Source organism: Stenotrophomonas sp. ZAC14A_NAIMI4_1, assembly GCF_003086915.1.
Classification (GTDB): Bacteria; Pseudomonadota; Gammaproteobacteria; order Xanthomonadales; family Xanthomonadaceae; genus Stenotrophomonas.
Genome location: NZ_CP026002.1, coordinates 3795239 through 3815604 on the forward strand (window position 1 = coordinate 3795239; position 20366 = coordinate 3815604).

A 20366-nucleotide genomic window follows, 5' to 3' on the forward strand; every position below is an offset into this window, starting at 1 on the left:
ACCTTCCCCGGTAGCGCCGGGCCATGCCCGGCGGGCGCGCGAAGGAAGGACGTATCATCGGCCCCCTGCACATTGGGGAATGTTCATGGACGTACAGACCGGGGGCAGCGTGCCGCCGACGAAGTGGGGGTGGCGCTACCTGGCCTGGGCCGGGGTTCCGCTGGCGATCGGCCTGGCGCTTGCGCGTTATGCCGGGCCGGGCGTGCCGTCGGTTGCAGCCAAGGCCGAAGCCGTGGTCGGCAGCGACTGGGCCCACCACCTGTCCTCGCCGCTGGGCCTGTTCCTGCTGCAGCTGCTGGTGCTGCTGCTGGTGGCCAAGGGCGCGGGCGCGCTGCTGAAGTATTTCGGCCAGCCGGCGGTGATCGGCGAAATGGCGGCCGGCCTGATGATGGGCCCGTTGGTGCTGGGCAGCCTGCTGCCACAGCTGCATGGTGCCTTGTTCCCGGCTGCGTCGCTGGGGCCGCTGGGCATGCTCAGCCAGCTGGGCGTGCTGATGTTCCTGCTGGTGGCGGGTGCCGAACTCGACCTCGGCGCGCTGCGCGGCCGCCGCAAATTCGCCTTCACTGTCAGCCATGCAGGCATCGCCCTGCCGTTCGTGCTGGGCGTGGGGCTGGCCATCTGGCTCTATCCCGAACATGGACCGCAGGGCGTCGGCTTCACGGCCTTTGCGCTGTTCGTCGGCATTTCCATGAGCATCACCGCCTTCCCGGTGCTGCTGCGCATCCTCGCCGACCGCGGCATCACGCAGACGCCGCTGGGGCAGACGTCCATCGCCTGTGCGGCGCTGGGCGATGCCACGGCGTGGTGCATGCTGGCGCTGATCGTCGCCGCTGCACAGGCCACCGGCTGGCTGTCGGCCAGCATCAACCTGGTCTGCGTGGTGTTGTTCATCGCGCTGATGCTGGGCGCGGTCAAGCCGTGGTTTTTCCGCCAGCAGATCGCGCCGGGCCGTGAGGGCCGCTGGCTGCTGGGCATCCTTCTGCTGTCACTGGCCAGTGCGCTGGTCACCGAGGTGCTGGGCATCCACGCGCTGTTCGGCGCGTTCGCAGCCGGCGTGGCGGTGTCCTCCAACACGCAGCTGCGCGACCTGCTGGTGGCCAGGGTCGAACCCTTCGCCGCGACCCTGCTGTTGCCGCTGTTCTTCGCCATGACCGGCCTGCGCATGCGCGCCGATGCGTTGCAGACCAGCGATCTGCTGCTGTGCGCGGTGGTGATCGTGGTGGCGACCGCTGGCAAGCTGCTGGGCACCTGGAGTGCCGCGCGCAGCACCGGCATGGAGAACCGCGAGGCCTGGCGCCTGGGGGCGTTGATGAACACCCGTGGCCTGATGGAGCTGATCGTGCTCAACCTGGGCTATGAGCTGGGCCTGCTCGGCGACCGCCTGTTCGCGGTGCTGGTGATCATGGCCCTGGTGACCACGGCGATGACCGGCCCGCTGTTGAACCTGATCGAGCGCCGCAAGGCCTGATCTGTTTGCTGTAGAGCCGAGCCCATGCTCGGCTTCGCGCCAAGGCAGCCGAGCATGGGCTCGGCTCTACATTTACCGCGCGGGGACCAGCTTCATCACGTGCTGCGCCGGTCCCGGCAGGAACGGGGTGGGGCGGCCATGCACCCAGTCTTCGTGGCCGGCGGCCCAATAGGGCGACAGCGGGTGGCCACTCTGGCCGCCGGGCATGTGCACGATGCCGTCGGCTTCGTGGCCCGGCGAGACCACCATGCGCTGAGAAGCGCCGAAGCTCGGCCCCTGCACGCGCGGCATGTCGCGGTCACCGGGCAGCTGATCGGCGGGCATGCACAGCCAGCGACGGGTGAAGGCGGGCAGGGCACGCGAGACGGGGTGGCAGATGTCGGCGACATTGCGCTCGCCCCAAGTGCGCTGCTGCAGCGGCCCCTGCTTCTCAAGGTCGGCTTCGAGCGTGCGCGCGGCCTTGGCCAGCAGCGCGTCCCAGCTGTCCACGCCCGGCGGCAGCAGGTTGGCCGGGCGCTGTTCCAGCATCGGCCAGACCACGCCTTCCAGCTGCGCAAGCCGCGGCGGCAGGTAGTCGTCGCCCAGCCTGGCCTTGGCAGGTGCCAGCAGCGCGCTCTCGATGGCATCCAGCACGTCGCCGCGGAAACCGCGCACGATCCGGTAGCTGGTTGAATTGGCCGAGGCGCGCACGTCCCAGTGTTCGCTGGCGGCAGCCAGGCGCTTCAATGACGGGTCGTCGCTGTGCTCGGCGGTTTCGTGCAGCAGCACCCACCATCGCTGCAGGAACACCGCACGGTCGTCCAGCTGGATCGCCAGCAGGTCGTGCTCGTCGAAGCGGTCCTGGGTGGCCAGCAGGTTGCGGATCTGCTGGCCGCGCGCGCCCAGGTCATAGCCGGCATTGCCGACCACGGCCAGGGTGGCATCGTCGACCACGCGGCTGTTGGCGGTCCACAGGCGTTGCCCCGGTGGATCGACCAGGGCCGGTGCGGCATCGCTGCGGATCGGCCACGGCGCGCAGTCCGTGCTGTTCTGCGCGGTGTTGAAGCCCTGCGGCACGCAGCCGGGGCCACGGTCCGGGCGCGCACCGACCAGCCGCCAGGCGATGCGCCCGCTGCGGTCGCCGATCACCAGGTTCTGCGCGGGAATGCCCGCGTGGTCGGCCGTTGCCAGTGCCTGGTCGAGGTCGCCGGCGCGGGCCATGTCCGCGAAATCCATGCGCACCGCGCCGGGCAGGTGGGCGACCCAGCGCAGGGCATCGCCGCTGCCGTCGGCATGGGTGTGCAGGATCGGCCCCCAGGCGGTTTCGCGCACCGGCAACACGACTTCGCCCTGGCCTGCTACCGCAATGCGTTCTTCGTGCACCGTCACCGCCGCATTGGCCGGTTCGCGGCGGAAGTCGGCGGTGTCGATGTAGCTGTTGGTGAAGCCCCAGGCGACATGCCCGTTGCTGCCCACGATGACCGCCGGTACGCCGGGCAGCGAGAAGCCACTGACGTCGACCTGGCCGCCGGGTGCCTTCGGGTCCGGGTAGCGCAGGCGTACGCGGAACCACAGGCTGGGTGCGCGCAGGGCCAGGTGCATGTCGTCGGCAATGATGGCGCGGCCATCGGCGGTGAGCGCACCGGCCACGGCGAAGTTGTTGCTGCCGACCGCATCGGCCTCGGCGGCAGGCGCCGCGGGTGCGGCGGCCAGCGAGCGCAGGTCCAGCTGCGCGGCATCGGGCAGCTGCGCATCGCCGCGCGGCTCGCCCTGCAGCGGCGCGTCCCAGCTACTGCCATCATGGGCCAGCAGTGCGTGCAGGGCCGGCGGCACCACATCGCGGATGCGCGCCAGCGCCAGTTCGTTCTGGTTGTCCGGGTCCTGCAGGTCGGCATACATGGCCAGCCCGGCCAGCACGCTGTCGCTGGCCTGCCAGGGCGCGGGCGACTGCCGCAGCAGCAGGTAGGCCCAGGGCCGCACCGACAGATCGGCCAGGCCTGCGTTGACACCGTCCACGTAGGCGCGCACGGCCTGCGGGTTGGCGCCCAGTGCCTCGTCCAGATGCGCCTCGGTGCGTGCGCGCAGCCGGTGCACGCGCATGCGCTTGTCGGCGTCGATGGCTACCGGCCCGAACAGGGCCGACAGTTCACCTGCGGCACTGCGGCGCATCAGGTCCATTTCGAAATAGCGTTCCTGCGCATGCACGTGGCCGAGGGCGCGCATGGCATCGGCCTGGCTGCCGGCGGTGATGGTGACCACGCCCAGCGCGTCACGCTCGACGCTGACCGGCGCGGCCAGCCCGGGCAGGGCCTGTTCGCCTTCCAGCTCGGCCAGGCTGCCGCGCAGCAGCAGCCACAGGACCAGTGCGGTGACCAGCACGATGGCGATGAGCACTGCCAGTATCCAACGCCAGGTACGTCGCATTGCAGGTCCTTCCGGCACTCGAGGGGGGATTGTAGCCGCAGGCGCAACTGCGACTGATTCCGATTAGATCACCGTATTTTGAAATGCGGCACCCTATGCCGCATCGATCCACAGGAGCACCCCCATGAAAGGCAACCCGGACGTCATCGCCTGCCTGAAGGAACTGCTGCGCGGCGAGCTTGCTGCCCGTGACCAGTACTTCATCCATTCCCGCCGCTACGAGGACCAGGGCCTGTTCGCGCTGTACGAACGCCTGAACCACGAGATGGAAGAAGAAACCCAGCACGCCGACGCGCTGCTGCGCCGCATCCTGTTCCTGGGCGGCGACCCGGACATGCGCCCGCATGCCACCGAGCCGGGCAAGACGGTGGAAGAGATGCTGCAGAAGGATCTCGATACTGAATACGCCGTTCGGAACAATCTCGCCGCCGGCATGAAGCTGTGCGAGGAGAAGGGCGACTACGTGAGCCGCGACATGCTGCTGGCGCAGTTGAAGGACACCGAGGAAGACCACGCCTGGTGGCTGGAGCAGCAGCTGGGCCTGATCAAGCGCATCGGCCTGGAGCTGTACCAGCTGAGCAAGATCGACGGCAACGGCGCCCCGGCGCACTGACCGGCGCCGCGCTTCTTGGTAGAGCCGACTGTTAGTTGTGATCTCTCTGTACGTTGTTCATCCGGGACATCTTTGGAAAATGGTGGTTACCACACCGTTCCAGCCCCCAAAGAGCCCGGATGAACAATCATAAAAATGCCCGTTTGACGCCCTTTAGTCGAGCGCTTCTGGTGAGGATACGGCGGACCAGAAGCGCTCGACTAAAGGGCGTCAAACGGGCATTTTTATGATTGTTCATCCGGGCTCTTTGGGGGCTGGAACGGTGTGGTAACCACCATTTTCCAAAGATGTCCCGGATGAACAACGTACAGAGAGATCACAGTTAGTCGACTGCCTTGCTGCCGAGAAGCGCGGCTTCGCCGTGGGCGGCGAACGGCGGAGCCCCTCGTGGCCGATCGTTGCGGTTGGGGTTTGCTGGTTGGGCCGGGTGGGTGGGCTGCGCAGGGGACGCTGCAAGTACATCCCTGTAAGCTCGGTCGCCGCATCCATGCGGCTCACGCCCCTGCGCAGCCCACCCACCCGGCCACGGACATTTTCCGTGCGCGTCAGCCACGTGATTCAAAGGAATAAAATCTAAAGCGGGGGCTGCGGCTCCGCTTTATTTGTAGAGTCGAGCCATGCTCGACTGCTCTACGCCAGGAACAGGCAACAGACATGAAATTCAACGCGCTGGCCAAAAAGGCGGCCAAGGGCCCTGCGCCGCTGGAGCATGGCGGCAACGTGGAAGTGGAGGACCTGATCCGCTTCGTGCTGGAGCACGGTGCCGAGGGCGCGGCCGAGATCGAGCGGCTGTGTGCGCTGTACCGATGGCGAAAGAAATTCCAGTACAACGCCGATGGCACGCACTTCGCACCGATGGCACCGTGGGCGCAGGCGTGTGCGGCATTCGGCCACCAGGGCGTTGCAGGGCTGCTGCCGCTGCTGTCGGACCCGCGCCTGGTGACCTATGCGATCAGCGTGCTGGAGGACGTGCGCAGCGAGGCGTCGGTGGCGGCACTGCTGGCGTTCTGCGAACGGGCCGACTTCAGCCAGGACGATCCGCAGTCGCCGCCGTCGCGGGCGCTGGCCGCGCTGAACTCGCTGCTGTCGTTCGAAAAGTGCGTTGTGGTGCCAGTGGCAATGCAGCAGGCGCTGCTGCGCCTGGTGCAACGGGCGTGGCAACAGGCGCCATCAACGCGGGGCCGGAGCCTGGCGCTGTATGCCGCACGCGGTGCCTGCATGCCCGAGGCGCTGGTCTGGGTGCAATCGCTGGCGCTGGAGGACGACGAGCTGGCTGCTGCGCGCACGCCCGTGCTGAAGCGACTGCGGCAGCGTCTGTGAGAGGGGGTCAGAGCCCTTTGCCTGGGGCAAAGGGATCCGACCCCGGACCTCATGCGGGATCAGATCCCTTTTGCCTTGGCAAAAGGGCTCTGACCCCAGGATCACGATCCGTTACGCGGCGCAGCGCGCGCAGAGTCCGTGCACTTCCAGGGTCTGCGCCTGCGGCTGGAAGCCCAGCTCCTTGGCGCGCTTTTCCAGCTGGGTGACGATTTCGCGGTCTTCCAGTTCCACCGCGCTGTGGCAGCTGTTGCAGATCAGGAACGGCACCGAATGCGCCGCGCTGCTGGGATGGTGGCAGGCCACGAAGGCATTGACCGATTCCAGCTTGTGCACGAACCCATTGGCCATCAGGAAATCGAGCGCGCGGTACACGGTGGGCGGGGCGTCGGCGCCCACGCCCTTGCCGTTGCGCACCCACTCCAGCAGCTCGTAGGCCTTGACCGGCTTGCCGGCCTCGGCGATCAGCTTGAGCACGTTGGCGCGGATCGGGGTCAGGCGCAGGCCGCGCTCGCGCGAGACACGCTCCACCACCGCCACGAAATCCGATGCGTCGTGGACGTGGTGGTGCGGGGCGGTACAGGCAGAAGCAGGTTTGGCAGGCATGCGCGTTCTCCGGTTCAGGTCTGGGCGGCAGGGCTCAGGCCGTTGCTACCTTGGTAATGGCCACATCGATGCGTTTCAAGGCCTGTTCGCGGCCAGCCAGGTACACGGTATGGGAAATGTCAGGGCTGACCTGGGTGCCGGTGATGGCCACGCGCAGCGGCTGCGCGACCTTGCCCATGCCCATTTCCAGGGCGGCGGCAGCGTCGTGCAGGGCCACGCCCACGGCTTCGGCGGTCCATTCCGGCAGGGCGGCCAGCAGCTCGCGGGCCTTGCCCAGCGGCAGTTCGGCGCCGGCCTTGAAGTGCTTGGCCACGGCCGCGTCGTCGTACTGGGTCAGCGGCTGGTACCAGACCACGGCCTTCTCGGCCATTTCCTTCAGGGTCTGCACGCGCTCGCGCAGGGCGATCACCACGTCCACCGGGGCCGGGCCGGCGGCCACGTCCAGGCCCAGCTTTTCCAGCTGGTAGACCAGGTGCGGCACGATGCTGGCCGGCTCCTCGGTCTTCAGGAAGTGCTGGTTGACCCAGCCCAGCTTGGCCATGTCCAGGCGCGAGGCCTTGGAATTGCAGTTGGTCACGTCGAACAGCTCGACCAGCTCCTGGCGGCTGAACAGCTCCTGGTCACCGTGCGACCAGCCCAGGCGGGCCAGGTAGCTCAGCAGCGCGTCGGGCAGGTAGCCGGCGTCCTTGTACTGCATCACGTCGGCCGCGCCGGTGCGCTTGGACAGCTTGGCGCCCTGCTCGTCCAGGATCATCGGCATGTGGCCGAACTTCGGCACCGGCGCACCGATGCCTTCGTACAGGTTGATCTGGCGCGGGGTGTTGTTGATGTGGTCGTCGCCGCGGATGACCTCGCTGATGCCCATGTCCCAGTCGTCCACCACCACCGCGAAGTTGTAGGTGGGGTAGCCGTCCGGGCGGAAGATGACCATGTCATCCAGCTCGCTGTTGGCGATCTCGATGCGGCCCTTGATCAGGTCGTCGAACACCACGGTGCCGTCCAGCGGGTTCTTGAAGCGGATGACGCGGTTCGGGTCATCTTTGCGCGGCAGGCCCAGCTCGCGCGCGGCGCCGTTGTAGCGCGGCTTTTCCTGCTTGGCCATGGCGGCCTCGCGCATCGCGTCCAGCTCTTCGCGGGTTTCGTAGGCGTAGTACGCCTTGCCGTCGGCCACCAGCTGTTCGGCCACTTCCAGGTAACGGGCGACGCGGTCGGTCTGGTAGATCGGGCCGACGTCGTAGTCCAGGCCCAGCCAGTCCATCGCCTCCAGGATCGCGTCGATCGCGCCCTGGGTGCTGCGTTCACGGTCGGTGTCCTCGATGCGCAGCACGAACTCGCCGCCGCGGTGGCGGGCCTCCAGCCAGCAGTACAGCGCGGTGCGGGCACCGCCGATGTGCAGGTAACCGGTGGGGCTGGGGGCGAAGCGGGTGCGGCAGATCATGGAGGGCTCGGGGAACGGGAATCCCCCGATTTTACCACCAGCCCCGGAAAGGCAAGGAGGGGCGGACGCAGCCAGCCCCTCCCGCCCGGTTTTTCAGGGCTGCGGTTCAGCCTTGCGCGGGAACGACTGCTCGCGCATCGCCGCGTTGTAGGCGAACGAAGCGACGATGGCTGCAGCCTGCTTCAGGTCGTCCGGCTCGGCGTGGTCCCAGGTGTCCAGGTGGCTGTGGTGGACGTTGGTGAAGTAGTCCAGCCGGTCCTGGATGAACTGGAAGCCCGGCAGGCCGATGCGGTCGAAGCTGATGTGGTCGGTGCTGCCGGTGTTGCGGGTGGCCACGGTGGTCGCGCCGACGTCATGGAACGGGGCCAGCCAGGCTTCGAAGATCGGCATCGCCGCCAGGTTTTCCTGGGCGTAGATGCCACGGAAGCGGCCCGAGCCGTTGTCCATGTTGAAGTAGACCTGGAACTTGCCGTAGTCGCGGGTCTTCTGCAGGGCACCGGTCGGGTCGCGCAGCGACGCCGGCAGCGCCTTCTGTGCCGGGTCGGTGGGCTCCGGGAAACGACCGAAGTGCTTGGCCACATAGGCCTGCGAGCCGATCAGGCCCTGTTCCTCGCCGCTCCACAGGGCCACGCGGATCGTCCGCTTCGGCTTGGCGCCGGTGGCCTTGAGGATCCGCATGGCTTCCATCATCACCGCCACGCCGGCGGCGTTGTCGGCGGCGCCGGTGCCGCTGTGCCAGGAATCCAGGTGGGCGCCGATCATCACCACTTCATCGGGCTTGCTGCTGCCACGGATCTCGGCCAGCGTGTTGTAGCCCGGCTGGTCGGCCTCATCGGTGAAGCGTGCGGCCACGTCCACGCGCAGGTGCACCGGCTGCTTGGCCTCCAGCGCGCGCACCAGCGGGTTGAAGTGCTCGGCGATCATCGCCAGTTCCGGGATGCCCACCGATTCGCCCGCCTTGCGCGAGCCGCCGCCGGCAACACGGATGATGCCGTTGTCCCAGCTGCTGATGCTGATCGCGGCCAGCGCGCCCTCTTCCACGAAGAAGGCGTTGACCTTGGCGGCCAGTTCCTGGCGTTCCTTGTATTCCTTCACCCGCTTGGCCCGCTCGGAGGCCACATCCTTGGGCAGGGTGAATTCCTGCAGGCCTTCCAGCGAGGTCGCGTCGTGCCGGTGCGAATCCGGCTCGGTACCGCGCTTGTACTCGCGGGCCTCGCCCAGCAGAAGGATCTTGCCGCGCAGCTTGCCGCGGTACTGCTCGATGTCCTCGAGCTTCTTGATCTCCACGTGCACCAGCTCGCCCTCGACCGGGCCGCGGGTGCCGGGCGTCCACGCCTTGGGCAGGGCGTGCAGCGGCTGCACGCGGTCGCCGAGCATTTCCACGCTGGCCGAAGTGAATTCCCAGCCACGGCCGAAGTCGTCGAACGCTTCGTCATGCACGTTGTCCAGCTTCCATTCGCTGAACTTGCCGCGCGTCCACGCATTGGCGCGGCCCATCGCCGGCGAGTTGGTCAGGCGCGGGCCGATGCGCTCGGTGAGGTAGCTGAAGGTATCCATCACCTGCGAACGGTGGAAGGCCTCCTGGCGGATGCGGCTGACCATGTCCAGGTCCACCGGTTCGCGCTGCTGCGCCATTGCATTGCCACCCATCGCCAGCGCTGTGGCCAGCACACCCCACTTCAGCGCGCCCCACTTCAGCCCGTTCCACTTCAACACGCCACACCCCTGCCCTTCGGCTCGATCGTCAACCCATCGAGTCTAGCCAGCAGGGGCGCAGCGCCCCCGTCCCATCGGTCATGGACGGGCGCGTCGATCACCCACACCACCCCAGCCACAGCTGCGCGCGCCCGGGCAACAACAGCAACCAGTGGCGCTGGTCCACGCTGCTGCAGCCATACACCGCCGCATGCGCCGGCCAGTCTGCCGGCAGTCCGTCGATGCCGATCTCCGACAGCGCCGCCGCGCCGGCCTTCCATGGCCGGTAGCGTGGCACCCGCCCGCCCAGCGCGCCGCGTCCCTGCCGCGCGCCGGCCAGCCATTCCAGCCCCTTGCGCTGCAATCCCTCGCAGGTCACCGCTGCCAGCTGGAAGCGGACCAGGCCGGGGGCGATCCGTGCCCCCGGCAGGGCCGCCAGCACACCATGTGCCTGCAGCAGTGCATCCACTTCCAGCAGGGCCGGTATGCCCTGACGTGCCCGTTGCCGCAATCCCTGGCGCCAGCCCATGGTGTGCTCCTTACTTCAGGTCCGCGCCCAGCGCGTACCAGTCGACCCGGCGGGTCACCCACATCGCCAGTGCCAGGATCACGAACAGCAGCAGCGATCCCATCAGCAGCGCGTTGTTTTCCGACACCAGCAGGCCATACAGCGCGCCGTACAACAGCGTCAGCATCGCGGCGAAGCCCAGGCCACGCCTCCAGTGGCCCAGCACGTGGGCCAGGTACACCGCCTGCAGGCCGATGCAGGCCACGGCCGATACCAGGTACGCCTTCCAGAAGGTGATGTGCTCGGACAGGCTGATCAGCAGCAGGAAGAAGATCGCCAGCGCCAGGCCGACCATCAGGTACTGCAGCGGGTGGATGCGCAGCGACTTGATCAGTTCGAACAGGATGAAGCCGACGAAGGTGAGCACCACGAACAGGATGCCGTACTTGGAAGCGCGGTCGGCCTGGGTGTAGGCATCGACCGGATCGACCAGCGATACGGTCACCGCCTGTGAATCGACTGCACCCTCGGCACGCAGCTGGGCCTGTGCATCGGAGGCCAGCGAGGACACCGCCCAGTGCGCGTTGAAGCCCTGTGCATCGACGCGCCGCTCGTTGGGCAGGAAGGCGCCGCTGAAGGACGGGTGCGGCCAGCGCGAGCGCAGCGCGATCTTCGTGTCATCGCCCACCGGCACCACCGACAGCGCGCGGCTGCCATCCAGGCGCAGCTGCAGTTCAATGCTGCTGCCGGCCAGCGTGCCGCCTTGGCTGTCGCTGAAGCCGGCCACCGGCGCATGCAGGCCACGCCCCACCTGGCTGGCTACGCCGACACCGGGCAGCAGCCGCACCGGCTTGCCGTCCACGCGCAGGTCCGGCGTGCCGACCAGGCCGCGGGCATCGGACACGCCCAGCACCACGTACGGCTGGCCGTAGCTGCGGCCGGGCTTCACCGGGTAGTCGTCGGCGGCGAAGGTCGCCTTCAGCTGGCCGTTCCAGCTGTACACCGGCACCTTGAACAGGCCCACTTCGCGCTGGCTGGGCAGCATCTCGCCACCCACGTCCAGCGAGGCCGGCATCTGCAGCCAATGGCCTTCGGTCACCTGCACCTCGGTCTTCTTGTTGCCCTTGGCGTCCACCACCTCGACGTGCTGGCGCTCGACCCACGGCACCACCCGCACCGGGCCCACCAGGCGCTGCGCACCGGCGCGGCTGTCGGCCACCCGTGCGAACGCTTCGTCGCGGTACGCACTGCGCTCGTTGATGACGCCGCGGATCATCGTCAGCGGGATCAGCAGCAGCAGGATCAGTCCGCCGACGATGGCGAACCGCAACAGCATCTTCAGGGATTTCATCGTCCATCCTCGTTGGAGAGGACTGCAGGATGGACGGCGGCGGTGAGCGGGGTTTGTGGCGAATTTGAAGCGGATGTGAAGTCAGCGGCGGGCGCGCTGCACCGGCCCACCCAGTGGCAGCCACAGGCTGGCCATGGTCCCGCCCGAGGGCCTCGGCTCGAGGCTGGCGCGGCCATCGTGCAGGCGGGCCACTTCCTGCACGAACGGCAGGCCGAGGCCGGAGCTGCGCCGGCCACTGCCCGGGCGGGCCAGCGAATAGAAGCGCTCGAACACCCGTTCGCGCGCGTATTCGGGTACGCCCGCGCCACGGTCAGCGACCTGCAGGCGCACGCCCTGGCCATCGGCAACCGCCTCCAGTTCGACCACGCTGCCGGCCGCCGAGAATGCCACCGCGTTGTCGATCAGGTTGTGCAGCGCCTGCCGCAGCAGATAGGCATCGCCGTGCACGCGCAGGTCCGGCACCGCGCCGATGCGCACCTCCACACCGGCTGCCCGTGCGCGCACCTGGGCGGCAGCGGCGGCATCATCCAGCAGCGCGCCCAGCGCGATCGGATCGCGGGTCTGCAGCCAGCCGTGCTGTTCGACCTCGGCCAGCGCCAGCAGCTTGTCGATGGTTTCGGTCAGCCGCTCCTGCTGGTCGACGATGCTGCGCGCGAAGTGCGCGCGGTCGGCATCGGGCATCGGTTCCTGCAGCAGTTCGGCGGCACCGCGGATGGCGGCCAGCGGGCTCTTCATCTCGTGCGTCAGCGACTGCACGTACTGCTCGACGTAGGCCTTGCCTTCCAGCTTGCGGCGCATGGTTTCCAGGGCTTGTCCGAGATCGCCGATCTCGTCGCGGCGGCGCCGTGGCGGCGGCACCGGCTCACCGGCGGTGACCGCGCGTGCATAACGGCTGAGCTGGCCCAGGCCGGTGGTCAGCCACATCGTCACCAGTACGCCCACCAGCGCGGACAGACCGATCAGCCACGCCCCGCGCTCCATGATGGCGCGCTGGCTGGCCGCGATGAACGGATCGATGCTGCGGTTGGGCTGGGCCAGGCTGAGCACGCCGATGAGGGTGTGGCCATCGGCAGGGTCGTAGACCGGCGCGGCCACGTGCATCACCGTGTCGCCCTCGCTGCCGGCGATCTCCGGGCTGGAGCGCGCGCCGTACTCGCCGCGCAGCGTGCGGTAGACATCATTCCAGCGCGAATTGTCGCGGCCCATGTCGCGGCCCAGCGAATCGTAGATGACGATGCCGCGCGCATCGGTGATCGTCACCCGGTAATCCAGCGAGCGCTTCGGGAAGCGCCAGACCATCGCCTTCAGGTCGCGCTGGCGGGCCTTGGCCAGGTTGCGGGTGAAGCTGCCGCTGCCGATCGTGCCGGCCTTGACGTCGGCGGCGGCCATTTCGGCGAGCACGTTGGCCGCATCGACCAGGGTCGATTCCATCGCCTGGCGCACACCCGGCTTCACCTCGTTGACGAACACCCGCATCACGAAGAACGCGGCGATGCCGGTGATCAGGAAGAAGCCCAGGAACAGCTTCAGTACCAGACGCATGGCTCAGGTCTCCAGCGCGTAGCCCAGGCCACGGTGGGTGCGGATCGGGTCGTCGCTGGCCCCCGCGGCGCGCAGCTTGGCGCGCAGCGTCTTGACGTGGGTATCAACGGTGCGGTCGGCACTGTCGGCACTGCTGTCCCAGCCGCGGTCCATCAGCTGCGCGCGGCTGAGAATGGCCCCGGGGCGCTGCAGCAGCGCCTCCAGCAGGGCGTATTCGTAGCGGGTCAGGTCCAGCGCATGGCCCTGGTAGCGGATGCGCCGGCCCTCGCGGTCGATGGCGAAGGCCCCGTGTTCGCGCCAGCCGGGCTCGACCACCGCGGCGGCCGGGGCGGCGGGTGGCACGCGGCGCAGGCGGGCGCGCACCCGGGCCACCAGCTCGCGCGGCGAAAAGGGCTTGGCCATGTAGTCGTCGGCCCCCAGCTCCAGGCCCAGCACGCGGTCCAGTTCATCGTTGCGGGCGGTCAGGAAGATCACCGGGACCTGCGCCTGCGGCCCCGGCAGGGCGCGCAGGCGGCGGCAGACCTCGAAGCCGCTGAGGTCGGGCAGGCCCACGTCCAGCACCACCACGTCCACATCGCCCTCCTGAAGGCGCTGCAGGGCTTCGCCACCCAGCAGGCAGTGGCTGGCCGCGTAGCCTTCGCTGCGCAGGGCGTACAGCACGGTTTCGGCGATGGCGGCTTCGTCCTCGACCACCAGGACCTGGGCAACAGGGTGTGTCATGGCGCGCAGCATAGCCGCTGCGGCCGCCGCCCCGTACACTGCCGCCCATGAACTATCGCCACGCCTTCCATGCCGGCAACCATGCCGATGTCCTCAAGCACATCGTGCAGCTGGCCCTGATCGACAGCTTCAAGCGCAAGGACAGCCCGTTCTTCGTGCTCGACACCCATGGCGGTGCCGGCCGCTACCTGCTGGCCAGCGTAGAGGGCCGCAAGACCCTGGAGGCCGAAGACGGGATCATGCGGCTGATGGCCCAGCCCAAGCTGCCGGAGGTGGTCGAGCGCTACCTGAAGGCCGTGCAGGCCGACAACCCGGTGGGCGCGATGATCACCTACCCCGGTTCGCCGCTGCTGAGCGCCCAGGCCATGCGCGCGCAGGACCGGATGGCCGTCTGCGAGCTGCAGGAAGACGAGGCGGCCTCGCTGAAGGCGCTGTTCGCCCACGACAGCCGCGTCGGCGTGCACCCCGGCGATGGCTATGCCCTGCTGCGCTCGCAGCTGCCGCCGAAGGCCAACGGCACCAAGATCGGCCGTGGCCTGGTCCTGATCGACCCGCCGTATGAAGCGCAGGATGCCGAGTACCAGGCCATCCTGGCCGCCCTGGCCGAGACCCTGGCGCGCTGGCCGCAGGCGACCTGTGCGGTCTGGTTCCCGATCAAGCAGCGCCGCACCATCCTGCATTTCCTGCGCAAGGCTGCCGCCCTGCCGGTGAAATCGGCCATGACCATCGAGTTCCTGGTGCGTCCGGACGATTCCCCGCTGCGCCTCAACGGCAGCGGCATGCTGCTGCTCAATGCCCCCTGGCAGTTCGACCGGGTGGTCGGCCCGGCCCTGCCGGCGCTGCGCCAGCACCTGGGCGAGCCGGGTGCCACGACCCGCCTGGATTGGCTGAAGGCGCCCGAATAGCCCACGCGCAAGCGACGATCAAGCGACGATCTGCCGTCTTCACGAGGCTGTACGCACGTGAGCCTTTCGTTCACGGAATGCAGCCCCGGTGATGCCACAATCGATGGACCACCAAGGAATCACCCGGTATGGCCACTCGCAACCGCATGCCGCCCTGGCATGAGATCTTCAAGGCTCCCAGCGGCCACGAGCTGCTGATCCGCCCCATCCGCCCGGAAGACGGCGCGCCGCTGCAGGCCGCCTTCAGCCTCTTCGGGCCGGAAGAAATCCGTGACCGTTTCCTGCAGTCGGTGACCGAGCTTTCGCCGGACACCACCCAGCGCCTGACCCATCCCAACCCCAAGACCGAAATCACCCTGGTGGCCGCCGAGTCGCTGCCCGCCGGTGAGGCGGTCGTGGGTGCGGTGGCGCGCGCCTCGATCATCCCCGGCACCCGTGAGGCCGAATACGCGATCCTGATCAGCCGCTTCCTGATCGGCCAGGGCCTGGGCCGGCAGCTGATGCGCAAGCTGGTGAAGTGGGGCCGCGGCAAGTACCTGGACCGCCTGTATGGCGACGTGGCAGCCGAGAACGAGCCGATGAAGCAGCTGGCGGCCTCGCTGGGCTTCAAACCGGTACCGCACCCCAACGGCGCCGACGGCCTGGTCCGCATGGTGCTGGAACTGGACAATTAAGGTAGCGCCGGGCCACGCCCGGCGAGCGCAGCGGTGATGTGGCATCCGCCGGGCATGGCCCGGCGCTACCGGAAGTTGCGCACACGGTAGCGACACCGCCTTCTGCTAAGATCGGCGGTCCATGTCGCGTACCTCATACCCCGCCCCGCCGCTGCCGCGCGCCGGCCAGCTCCGCGCCTGGTGGCGCGCCCCCGCTTCGCCGACCGCCCTGGCCTGGTACCTGGTCCAGGCGGCGCGCGCGCATGACGCGCCGCTGCTGGTGATCGCCCGTGACAACCACGGCGCCAACCAGCTCGAAGCCGACCTGCAGACCCTGATCGGCACCGATCCGGACCTGCCGGTGGTCGCTTTCCCGGATTGGGAAACGCTGCCCTACGACCGCTTCAGCCCGCACCCGGACATCATTTCCCAGCGCCTGGCTGCACTGCACCGCCTGCCCACGCTGAAGCGTGGCCTGGTGGTGGTGCCGGTACAGACGGTGCTGCAGCAGCTGGCCCCGCGCAGCTACGTCATCGGTGGCAGCTTCGACCTGAAGGTCGGCCAGCGCCTGGACCTGGAGGCCGAGAAGCGCCGCCTGGAAAGCGCCGGCTACCGCAACGTGCCGCAGGTGATGGACCCGGGCGACTTCGCCGTGCGTGGCGGCCTGCTCGATGTGTTCCCGATGGGCGCCGACGAGCCGCTGCGGGTCGAGCTGCTGGACGAGGACATCGACTCGATCCGCGCCTTCGACCCGGAAAGCCAGCGCTCGCTGGACAAGGTCGAGTCGGTGCACATGCTGCCGGGCCGCGAAGTGCCGATGGACGATGCCAGCATCGCCCGCGTGCTGGGCACGCTGCGCGAGCGCTTCGATGTCGATACCCGGCGCAGCTCGCTGTACCAGGACCTGAAATCCGGGCTGGCCCCGGCTGGCATCGAGTACTACCTGCCGCTGTTCTTCGACCGCACCGCCACCCTGTTCGACTACCTGCCCGCCGGCAGCCTGCCGGTGGTGTGCACCGGTGCGGACGAAGCAGCGGTCGCCTTCTGGGCGCAGACCGGTGACCGTTACGAGCAGCGCCGCCACGATGTGGAACGGCCGCTGCTGCCGCCGTCGTCGCTGTACCTGTCGCCGGAACTGCTGCGCGAGCGCTTGAACGATGCCGCGCGCATCGAGGTGTGGGCGCCTGAGCATGCACGCATTGCCGATGCGCATGCGCTGGGCGACCAGCCGCTGCCGCCGCTGCCGGTGGCCGCGCGCGAGGCACCCGCCGGCGATGCGCTGAAATCCTTCCTCGGCCACTACCCGGGCCGGGTGCTGATCGCCGCCGATTCACCGGGCCGCCGCGAAGCCCTGCTGGAAGTGCTGCAGGCCGCCGAGCTGAAGCCGCCGGTGGCGGCCGACCTGCCCAGCTTCCTCGCCAGCGATGCGCGCTTTGCCATCACGGTGGCACCGCTGGAAGACGGCTTCGCGCTGGACGAACCGCGCATCGCGGTACTGACCGAGCGCCAGCTGTTCCCCGAGCGCGCCGGCAGCACCCGTCGCACGCGCCGTGCCGGCCGCGAGCCGGAAGCGATCATCCGTGATCTGGGCGAGCTGACCGAAGGCGCGCCGATCGTGCACGAAGACCATGGCGTCGGCCGCTACCGTGGCCTGATCGCGATGGACGTCGGCGGCATGCCCGGCGAGTTCCTGGAAATCGAATACGCCAAGGGCGACCGCCTGTACGTACCGGTGGCCCAGCTGCACCTGATCAGCCGCTATTCCGGCGCATCGGCGGAAACCGCGCCGCTGCATTCGCTGGGCGGCGAGCAGTGGACCAAGGCCAAGCGCAAGGCCGCCGAAAAGGTGCGCGACGTGGCCGCCGAGCTGCTGGAGATCCAGGCCCGCCGCCAGGCGCGTGCTGGCCTGGCGCTGCAGGTGGACCGCGCGATGTACGAACCGTTCGCGGCCGGCTTCCCGTTCGAGGAAACCCCGGACCAGCTGGCCGCCATCGACGCCACCCTGCGCGACCTGGCCAGCAGCCAGCCGATGGACCGCGTGGTCTGCGGCGACGTCGGTTTCGGCAAGACCGAAGTGGCCGTGCGCGCGGCGTTTGCCGCCGCCAGTGCCGGCAAGCAGGTGGCGGTGCTGGTGCCGACCACGCTGCTGGCCGAACAGCACTACCGTAATTTCCGCGACCGCTTCGCCGATTACCCGCTGAAGGTGGAAGTGCTCTCGCGCTTCAAGAGCACCAAGGAAATCAAGGCCGAACTGGAGAAGGTCGCTGCCGGCACCATCGACGTGATCGTCGGTACCCACCGCCTGCTGCAGCCGGACGTGAAGTTCAAGGACCTGGGCATGGTCATCGTCGACGAGGAGCAGCGTTTCGGCGTGCGCCAGAAGGAAGCCCTGAAGGCGCTGCGCGCCAACGTGCACCTGCTGACGCTGACCGCCACGCCGATCCCGCGTACCTTGAACATGGCCATGGCCGGCCTGCGCGACCTGTCGATCATCGCCACCCCGCCGCCGAACCGGCTGGCGGTGCAGACCTTCATCACCCAGTGGGACAACGCGCTGCTGCGCGAAGCGTTCCAGCGCGAGCTTGCGCGTGGTGGCCAGCTGTATTTCCTGCACAACGACGTGGAAAGCATCGGCCGCATGCAGCGCGAGCTGTCCGAGCTGGTACCCGAAGCGCGCATCGGCATCGCCCATGGGCAGATGCCCGAGCGCGAGCTGGAAAAGGTGATGCTGGATTTCCAGAAGCAGCGCTTCAACGTGCTGCTGTCGACCACGATCATCGAGTCGGGCATCGACATCCCCAACGCCAACACCATCATCATCAACCGCGCCGACCGCTTCGGCCTGGCCCAGCTGCACCAGCTGCGCGGCCGCGTCGGCCGTTCGCACCACCGCGCGTACGCCTACCTGGTGGCGCCGGACCGTCGGTCGATCACCCCGGACGCGGAAAAGCGCCTGGAAGCAATCGCCTCGATGGACGAACTGGGCGCCGGCTTCACCCTGGCCACCCACGATCTGGAAATCCGCGGCGCCGGCGAACTGCTGGGCGAGGACCAGAGCGGACAGATGGCCGAAGTGGGCTTCAGCCTCTACACCGAGCTGCTGGAACGCGCGGTGCGCAGCATCAAGCAGGGCAAGCTGCCTGACCTGGATGCCGGCGAGGAAGCGCGCGGCGCCGAGGTGGAGCTGCACGTGCCGGCGCTCATTCCGGAAGACTACCTGCCGGACGTGCACACCCGACTGACCCTGTACAAGCGCATTTCCAGCGCACGTGACAGCGATGCGCTGCGCGAGCTGCAGGTGGAGATGATCGATCGCTTCGGCCTGCTGCCGGATCCGGCCAAGCACCTGTTCGCCATCGCCGAACTGAAGCTGCAGGCCAATACCCTGGGTATCCGCAAACTGGACCTGGGCGAGAACGGCGGCCGCATCGTGTTCGAATCCAAGCCGAACATCGACCCGATGGCGGTGATCCAGCTGATCCAGAAGCAGCCCAACCTGTATGCAATGGAAGGGCCGGACAAGCTGCGCATCAAGCACCCGCTGCCGTTGCCGGAAGACCGCTTCAACGCGGCCCGCGCGCTGCTGCTGACCCTGGCGGTGCGCTGACGCCACCGCGCACCACCGGTGCCAGCCCGTTGCGGGCGATGGGCTGGCACCCACCGAACCTGCGCCCGAGACAAGGAGTGTTTGCGTGAATCGATTTGCCCCCCTTCTGCTGGCCACCAGCCTGGGCCTGCTGGCCGCCTGCAACAGCGGCATGAGCAATCGCGACTATCTGCTGGAAAACGTCGCCAGCTGGAACAGCATGGTGCATACCGTCGAGCAGTGGACCAGTGGCGCGCGTGGCGAAGCGTTCCATGCCGCCCTGCAGGACGGCAAGAGCCTGGAGCAGTACCGCTTCGGCCTGAAGAACGCGCACCAGGAAGCCACCAACCGCCTGACCCACATCGAACAGCTGCCCCACGGCAAGGATGCTGAGCCGCTGCACCAGAACCTGCGTGACTCGGTGCAGAGTACCGCTGCCATGTTCGCGGTGATGGAGCAGATCGCCGCTCTGCCCGATGGTTACAGCGAAGAACAGGTTGCACCGCTGCTGGAACAGCTGGACCAGGCCACGACGAAGATGGACAAGGACATGCAGGTGCTGAGCGATGCGCAGGACGCGTTCGCCAAGGCCAACCGCGTGACCCTGCAGACCAGCGGCTGAACACAGCACCGCATGCCGTAGCCCACGGTACGCGCGTGGCCCTGCACGACGTGCCACGCGCGCTACCCTATGCGCCCCCCACCCCATCCGGGCCCGCAGATGCGGGCCTTGTTGTTTCTGCATGCCAAGGCGGCGCCCCACCCCCATGCTTCATTCCAGTCCTCCCGACCTGCTGCACGCCGGTTCCTGCCTGATCGATGCCCTGTCGATGTCGCTGCAGATGCGTGATGCCTATACCCGCCACCACTGCGACCGCGTCGGCCTGCTTGCGCAGCGCCTGGCCCTCCACTGCGACATGGACAGCGAAGGCTGCGCACACACCGCCCTCGCCGCGCGCTTCCACGACATCGGCAAGATCGGCATTCCCGATGACGTACTGCTGAGCGCGCGCCGCCACACCGAAGAGGACCGCGCGGTCATGCGCGAGCACCCGGTGCGCGGCGAGCATATTTTCCTGGCCACCGGCCGCAGTGATGCGGTGGCGGTGGCGCGGCTGATCCGCGCCCACCACGAGGCACACGATGGCAGCGGCTATCCCGATGGCCTGCAGGGCGAGTCGATCCCGCTGGGCGCACGCATCCTCACCGTGGTCGACGCCTACGATGCGATGACCAGCGCACGCCCCTACCGCCAGGCGATGGAACATGAGGCAGTGCTGCGCATCCTTGATGACCAGGCCGGTGGCCTGATCGATCCATACGTGCTGGGCCGGTTCCGCGGCATGCTGGCCGGGTAGAGTCGACCGTTGGTCGACTGCCCTTCGCGCAGACCGCCAGAATCCCGGGCTGCGCGCGATAGTCGACCAACGGTCGACTCTACCGGGTCACCGTTCCGCCAGACAGGTGGAGTCGACCGTTGGTCGACTGCCCTTCGCGCAGACCGCCAGAATCCCGCGCTGCGCGCGATAGTCGACCAACGGTCGACTCTACCGGGTCACCG

At 68.3% G+C, this 20366-nt stretch carries 16 protein-coding genes; 8 read left to right on the forward strand and 8 right to left on the reverse strand.

The genetic code is table 11. The features are described 5' to 3' along the window. The first annotated feature begins 79 nt into the window (after window positions 1–79). Complete coding sequence (locus C1926_RS17350) at window positions 80–1468, forward strand: cation:proton antiporter (protein WP_108760050.1); 1389 nt, start codon at window positions 80–82, stop codon at window positions 1466–1468. Between the two features lie 72 nt (window positions 1469–1540). Here the strand turns inward: C1926_RS17350 and C1926_RS17355 are convergent, their stop codons facing one another. Then, a complete protein-coding gene (locus tag C1926_RS17355) occupies window positions 1541–3871 on the reverse strand; it encodes a penicillin acylase family protein (RefSeq protein ID WP_108760051.1) in 2331 nt (776 codons plus the stop codon). A 124-nt stretch (window positions 3872–3995) separates the two neighbouring features. Here C1926_RS17355 and bfr point away from each other — a divergent pair, with 124 nt between their 5' ends. Then, window positions 3996–4484, forward strand: a complete 489-nt coding sequence (bfr, locus tag C1926_RS17360) for a bacterioferritin (protein ID WP_004151115.1) — start codon at window positions 3996–3998, stop codon at window positions 4482–4484. A 654-nt stretch (window positions 4485–5138) separates the two neighbouring features. Continuing rightward, a complete protein-coding gene (locus C1926_RS17370) occupies window positions 5139–5804 on the forward strand; it encodes a hypothetical protein (RefSeq protein WP_108760053.1) in 666 nt (221 codons plus the stop codon). 111 nt (window positions 5805–5915) lie between these two features. On the opposite strand, the gene C1926_RS17375 is transcribed toward C1926_RS17370, so the two are convergent. The 7 genes from C1926_RS17375 to creB form a co-directional block, all read right to left on the reverse strand. After that, complete coding sequence (locus C1926_RS17375) at window positions 5916–6407, reverse strand: Fur family transcriptional regulator (RefSeq protein ID WP_108760054.1); 492 nt, start codon at window positions 6405–6407, stop codon at window positions 5916–5918. A 34-nt stretch (window positions 6408–6441) separates the two neighbouring features. Then, on the reverse strand, window positions 6442–7845 hold the full coding sequence (gene gltX / locus C1926_RS17380; protein WP_108760055.1) for a glutamate--tRNA ligase: 1404 nt from the start codon (window positions 7843–7845) through the stop codon (window positions 6442–6444). A 93-nt stretch (window positions 7846–7938) separates the two neighbouring features. Then, complete coding sequence (locus C1926_RS17385; RefSeq protein WP_108760752.1) at window positions 7939–9495, reverse strand: M20/M25/M40 family metallo-hydrolase; 1557 nt, start codon at window positions 9493–9495, stop codon at window positions 7939–7941. 163 nt (window positions 9496–9658) lie between these two features. Then, complete coding sequence (locus C1926_RS17390; RefSeq protein ID WP_079221202.1) at window positions 9659–10069, reverse strand: hypothetical protein; 411 nt, start codon at window positions 10067–10069, stop codon at window positions 9659–9661. Window positions 10070–10079: 10 nt separating this feature from the next. After that, on the reverse strand, window positions 10080–11399 hold the full coding sequence (gene creD, locus C1926_RS17395; protein ID WP_108760056.1) for a cell envelope integrity protein CreD: 1320 nt from the start codon (window positions 11397–11399) through the stop codon (window positions 10080–10082). Window positions 11400–11480: 81 nt separating this feature from the next. Then, window positions 11481–12941 (reverse strand): two-component system sensor histidine kinase CreC, encoded by a 1461-nt coding sequence (gene creC, locus C1926_RS17400; RefSeq protein WP_108760057.1) that lies wholly within the window; start codon window positions 12939–12941, stop codon window positions 11481–11483. A gap of 3 nt (window positions 12942–12944) precedes the next feature. Further along, complete coding sequence (gene creB / locus C1926_RS17405) at window positions 12945–13673, reverse strand: two-component system response regulator CreB (protein WP_108760058.1); 729 nt, start codon at window positions 13671–13673, stop codon at window positions 12945–12947. A 35-nt stretch (window positions 13674–13708) separates the two neighbouring features. On the opposite strand from creB, the gene rlmJ reads away from it, so the two are divergent. The 5 genes from rlmJ to C1926_RS17430 all read left to right on the forward strand — a co-directional run bounded on the left by rlmJ (window position 13709) and on the right by C1926_RS17430 (window position 20163). Further along, window positions 13709–14566, forward strand: coding sequence for a 23S rRNA (adenine(2030)-N(6))-methyltransferase RlmJ (gene rlmJ / locus C1926_RS17410; RefSeq protein ID WP_079221198.1), 858 nt, complete (start codon window positions 13709–13711; stop codon window positions 14564–14566). Between the two features lie 128 nt (window positions 14567–14694). Next, the gene (locus C1926_RS17415) at window positions 14695–15240 is read left to right on the forward strand and encodes a GNAT family N-acetyltransferase (protein ID WP_079221197.1); all 546 of its coding nucleotides are present in this window, start codon (window positions 14695–14697) and stop codon (window positions 15238–15240) included. Window positions 15241–15361: 121 nt separating this feature from the next. After that, window positions 15362–18826 (forward strand): transcription-repair coupling factor, encoded by a 3465-nt coding sequence (gene mfd / locus C1926_RS17420; RefSeq protein ID WP_108760059.1) that lies wholly within the window; start codon window positions 15362–15364, stop codon window positions 18824–18826. An 85-nt stretch (window positions 18827–18911) separates the two neighbouring features. Next, window positions 18912–19427, forward strand: a complete 516-nt coding sequence (locus tag C1926_RS17425) for a hypothetical protein (RefSeq protein WP_108746258.1) — start codon at window positions 18912–18914, stop codon at window positions 19425–19427. A 145-nt stretch (window positions 19428–19572) separates the two neighbouring features. Continuing rightward, window positions 19573–20163 (forward strand): HD domain-containing phosphohydrolase, encoded by a 591-nt coding sequence (locus C1926_RS17430; RefSeq protein ID WP_079221194.1) that lies wholly within the window; start codon window positions 19573–19575, stop codon window positions 20161–20163. Window positions 20164–20366 lie beyond the last annotated feature (203 nt).

What these genes read in the sequence shown, in the direction of transcription:
- C1926_RS17350 (WP_108760050.1), top strand. Translation starts at nt 80, where the DNA reads ATGTTCATGGACGTACAGACCGGGGGCAGCGTGCCGCCGACGAAGTGG.
- C1926_RS17355 (WP_108760051.1), bottom strand. Translation starts at nt 3,871, where the DNA reads ATGCGACGTACCTGGCGTTGGATACTGGCAGTGCTCATCGCCATCGTG.
- bfr (WP_004151115.1), top strand. Translation starts at nt 3,996, where the DNA reads ATGAAAGGCAACCCGGACGTCATCGCCTGCCTGAAGGAACTGCTGCGC.
- C1926_RS17370 (WP_108760053.1), top strand. Translation starts at nt 5,139, where the DNA reads ATGAAATTCAACGCGCTGGCCAAAAAGGCGGCCAAGGGCCCTGCGCCG.
- C1926_RS17375 (WP_108760054.1), bottom strand. Translation starts at nt 6,407, where the DNA reads ATGCCTGCCAAACCTGCTTCTGCCTGTACCGCCCCGCACCACCACGTC.
- gltX (WP_108760055.1), bottom strand. Translation starts at nt 7,845, where the DNA reads ATGATCTGCCGCACCCGCTTCGCCCCCAGCCCCACCGGTTACCTGCAC.
- C1926_RS17385 (WP_108760752.1), bottom strand. Translation starts at nt 9,495, where the DNA reads ATGGGTGGCAATGCAATGGCGCAGCAGCGCGAACCGGTGGACCTGGAC.
- C1926_RS17390 (WP_079221202.1), bottom strand. Translation starts at nt 10,069, where the DNA reads ATGGGCTGGCGCCAGGGATTGCGGCAACGGGCACGTCAGGGCATACCG.
- creD (WP_108760056.1), bottom strand. Translation starts at nt 11,399, where the DNA reads ATGAAATCCCTGAAGATGCTGTTGCGGTTCGCCATCGTCGGCGGACTG.
- creC (WP_108760057.1), bottom strand. Translation starts at nt 12,941, where the DNA reads ATGCGTCTGGTACTGAAGCTGTTCCTGGGCTTCTTCCTGATCACCGGC.
- creB (WP_108760058.1), bottom strand. Translation starts at nt 13,673, where the DNA reads ATGCTGCGCGCCATGACACACCCTGTTGCCCAGGTCCTGGTGGTCGAG.
- rlmJ (WP_079221198.1), top strand. Translation starts at nt 13,709, where the DNA reads ATGAACTATCGCCACGCCTTCCATGCCGGCAACCATGCCGATGTCCTC.
- C1926_RS17415 (WP_079221197.1), top strand. Translation starts at nt 14,695, where the DNA reads ATGGCCACTCGCAACCGCATGCCGCCCTGGCATGAGATCTTCAAGGCT.
- mfd (WP_108760059.1), top strand. Translation starts at nt 15,362, where the DNA reads ATGTCGCGTACCTCATACCCCGCCCCGCCGCTGCCGCGCGCCGGCCAG.
- C1926_RS17430 (WP_079221194.1), top strand. Translation starts at nt 19,573, where the DNA reads ATGCTTCATTCCAGTCCTCCCGACCTGCTGCACGCCGGTTCCTGCCTG.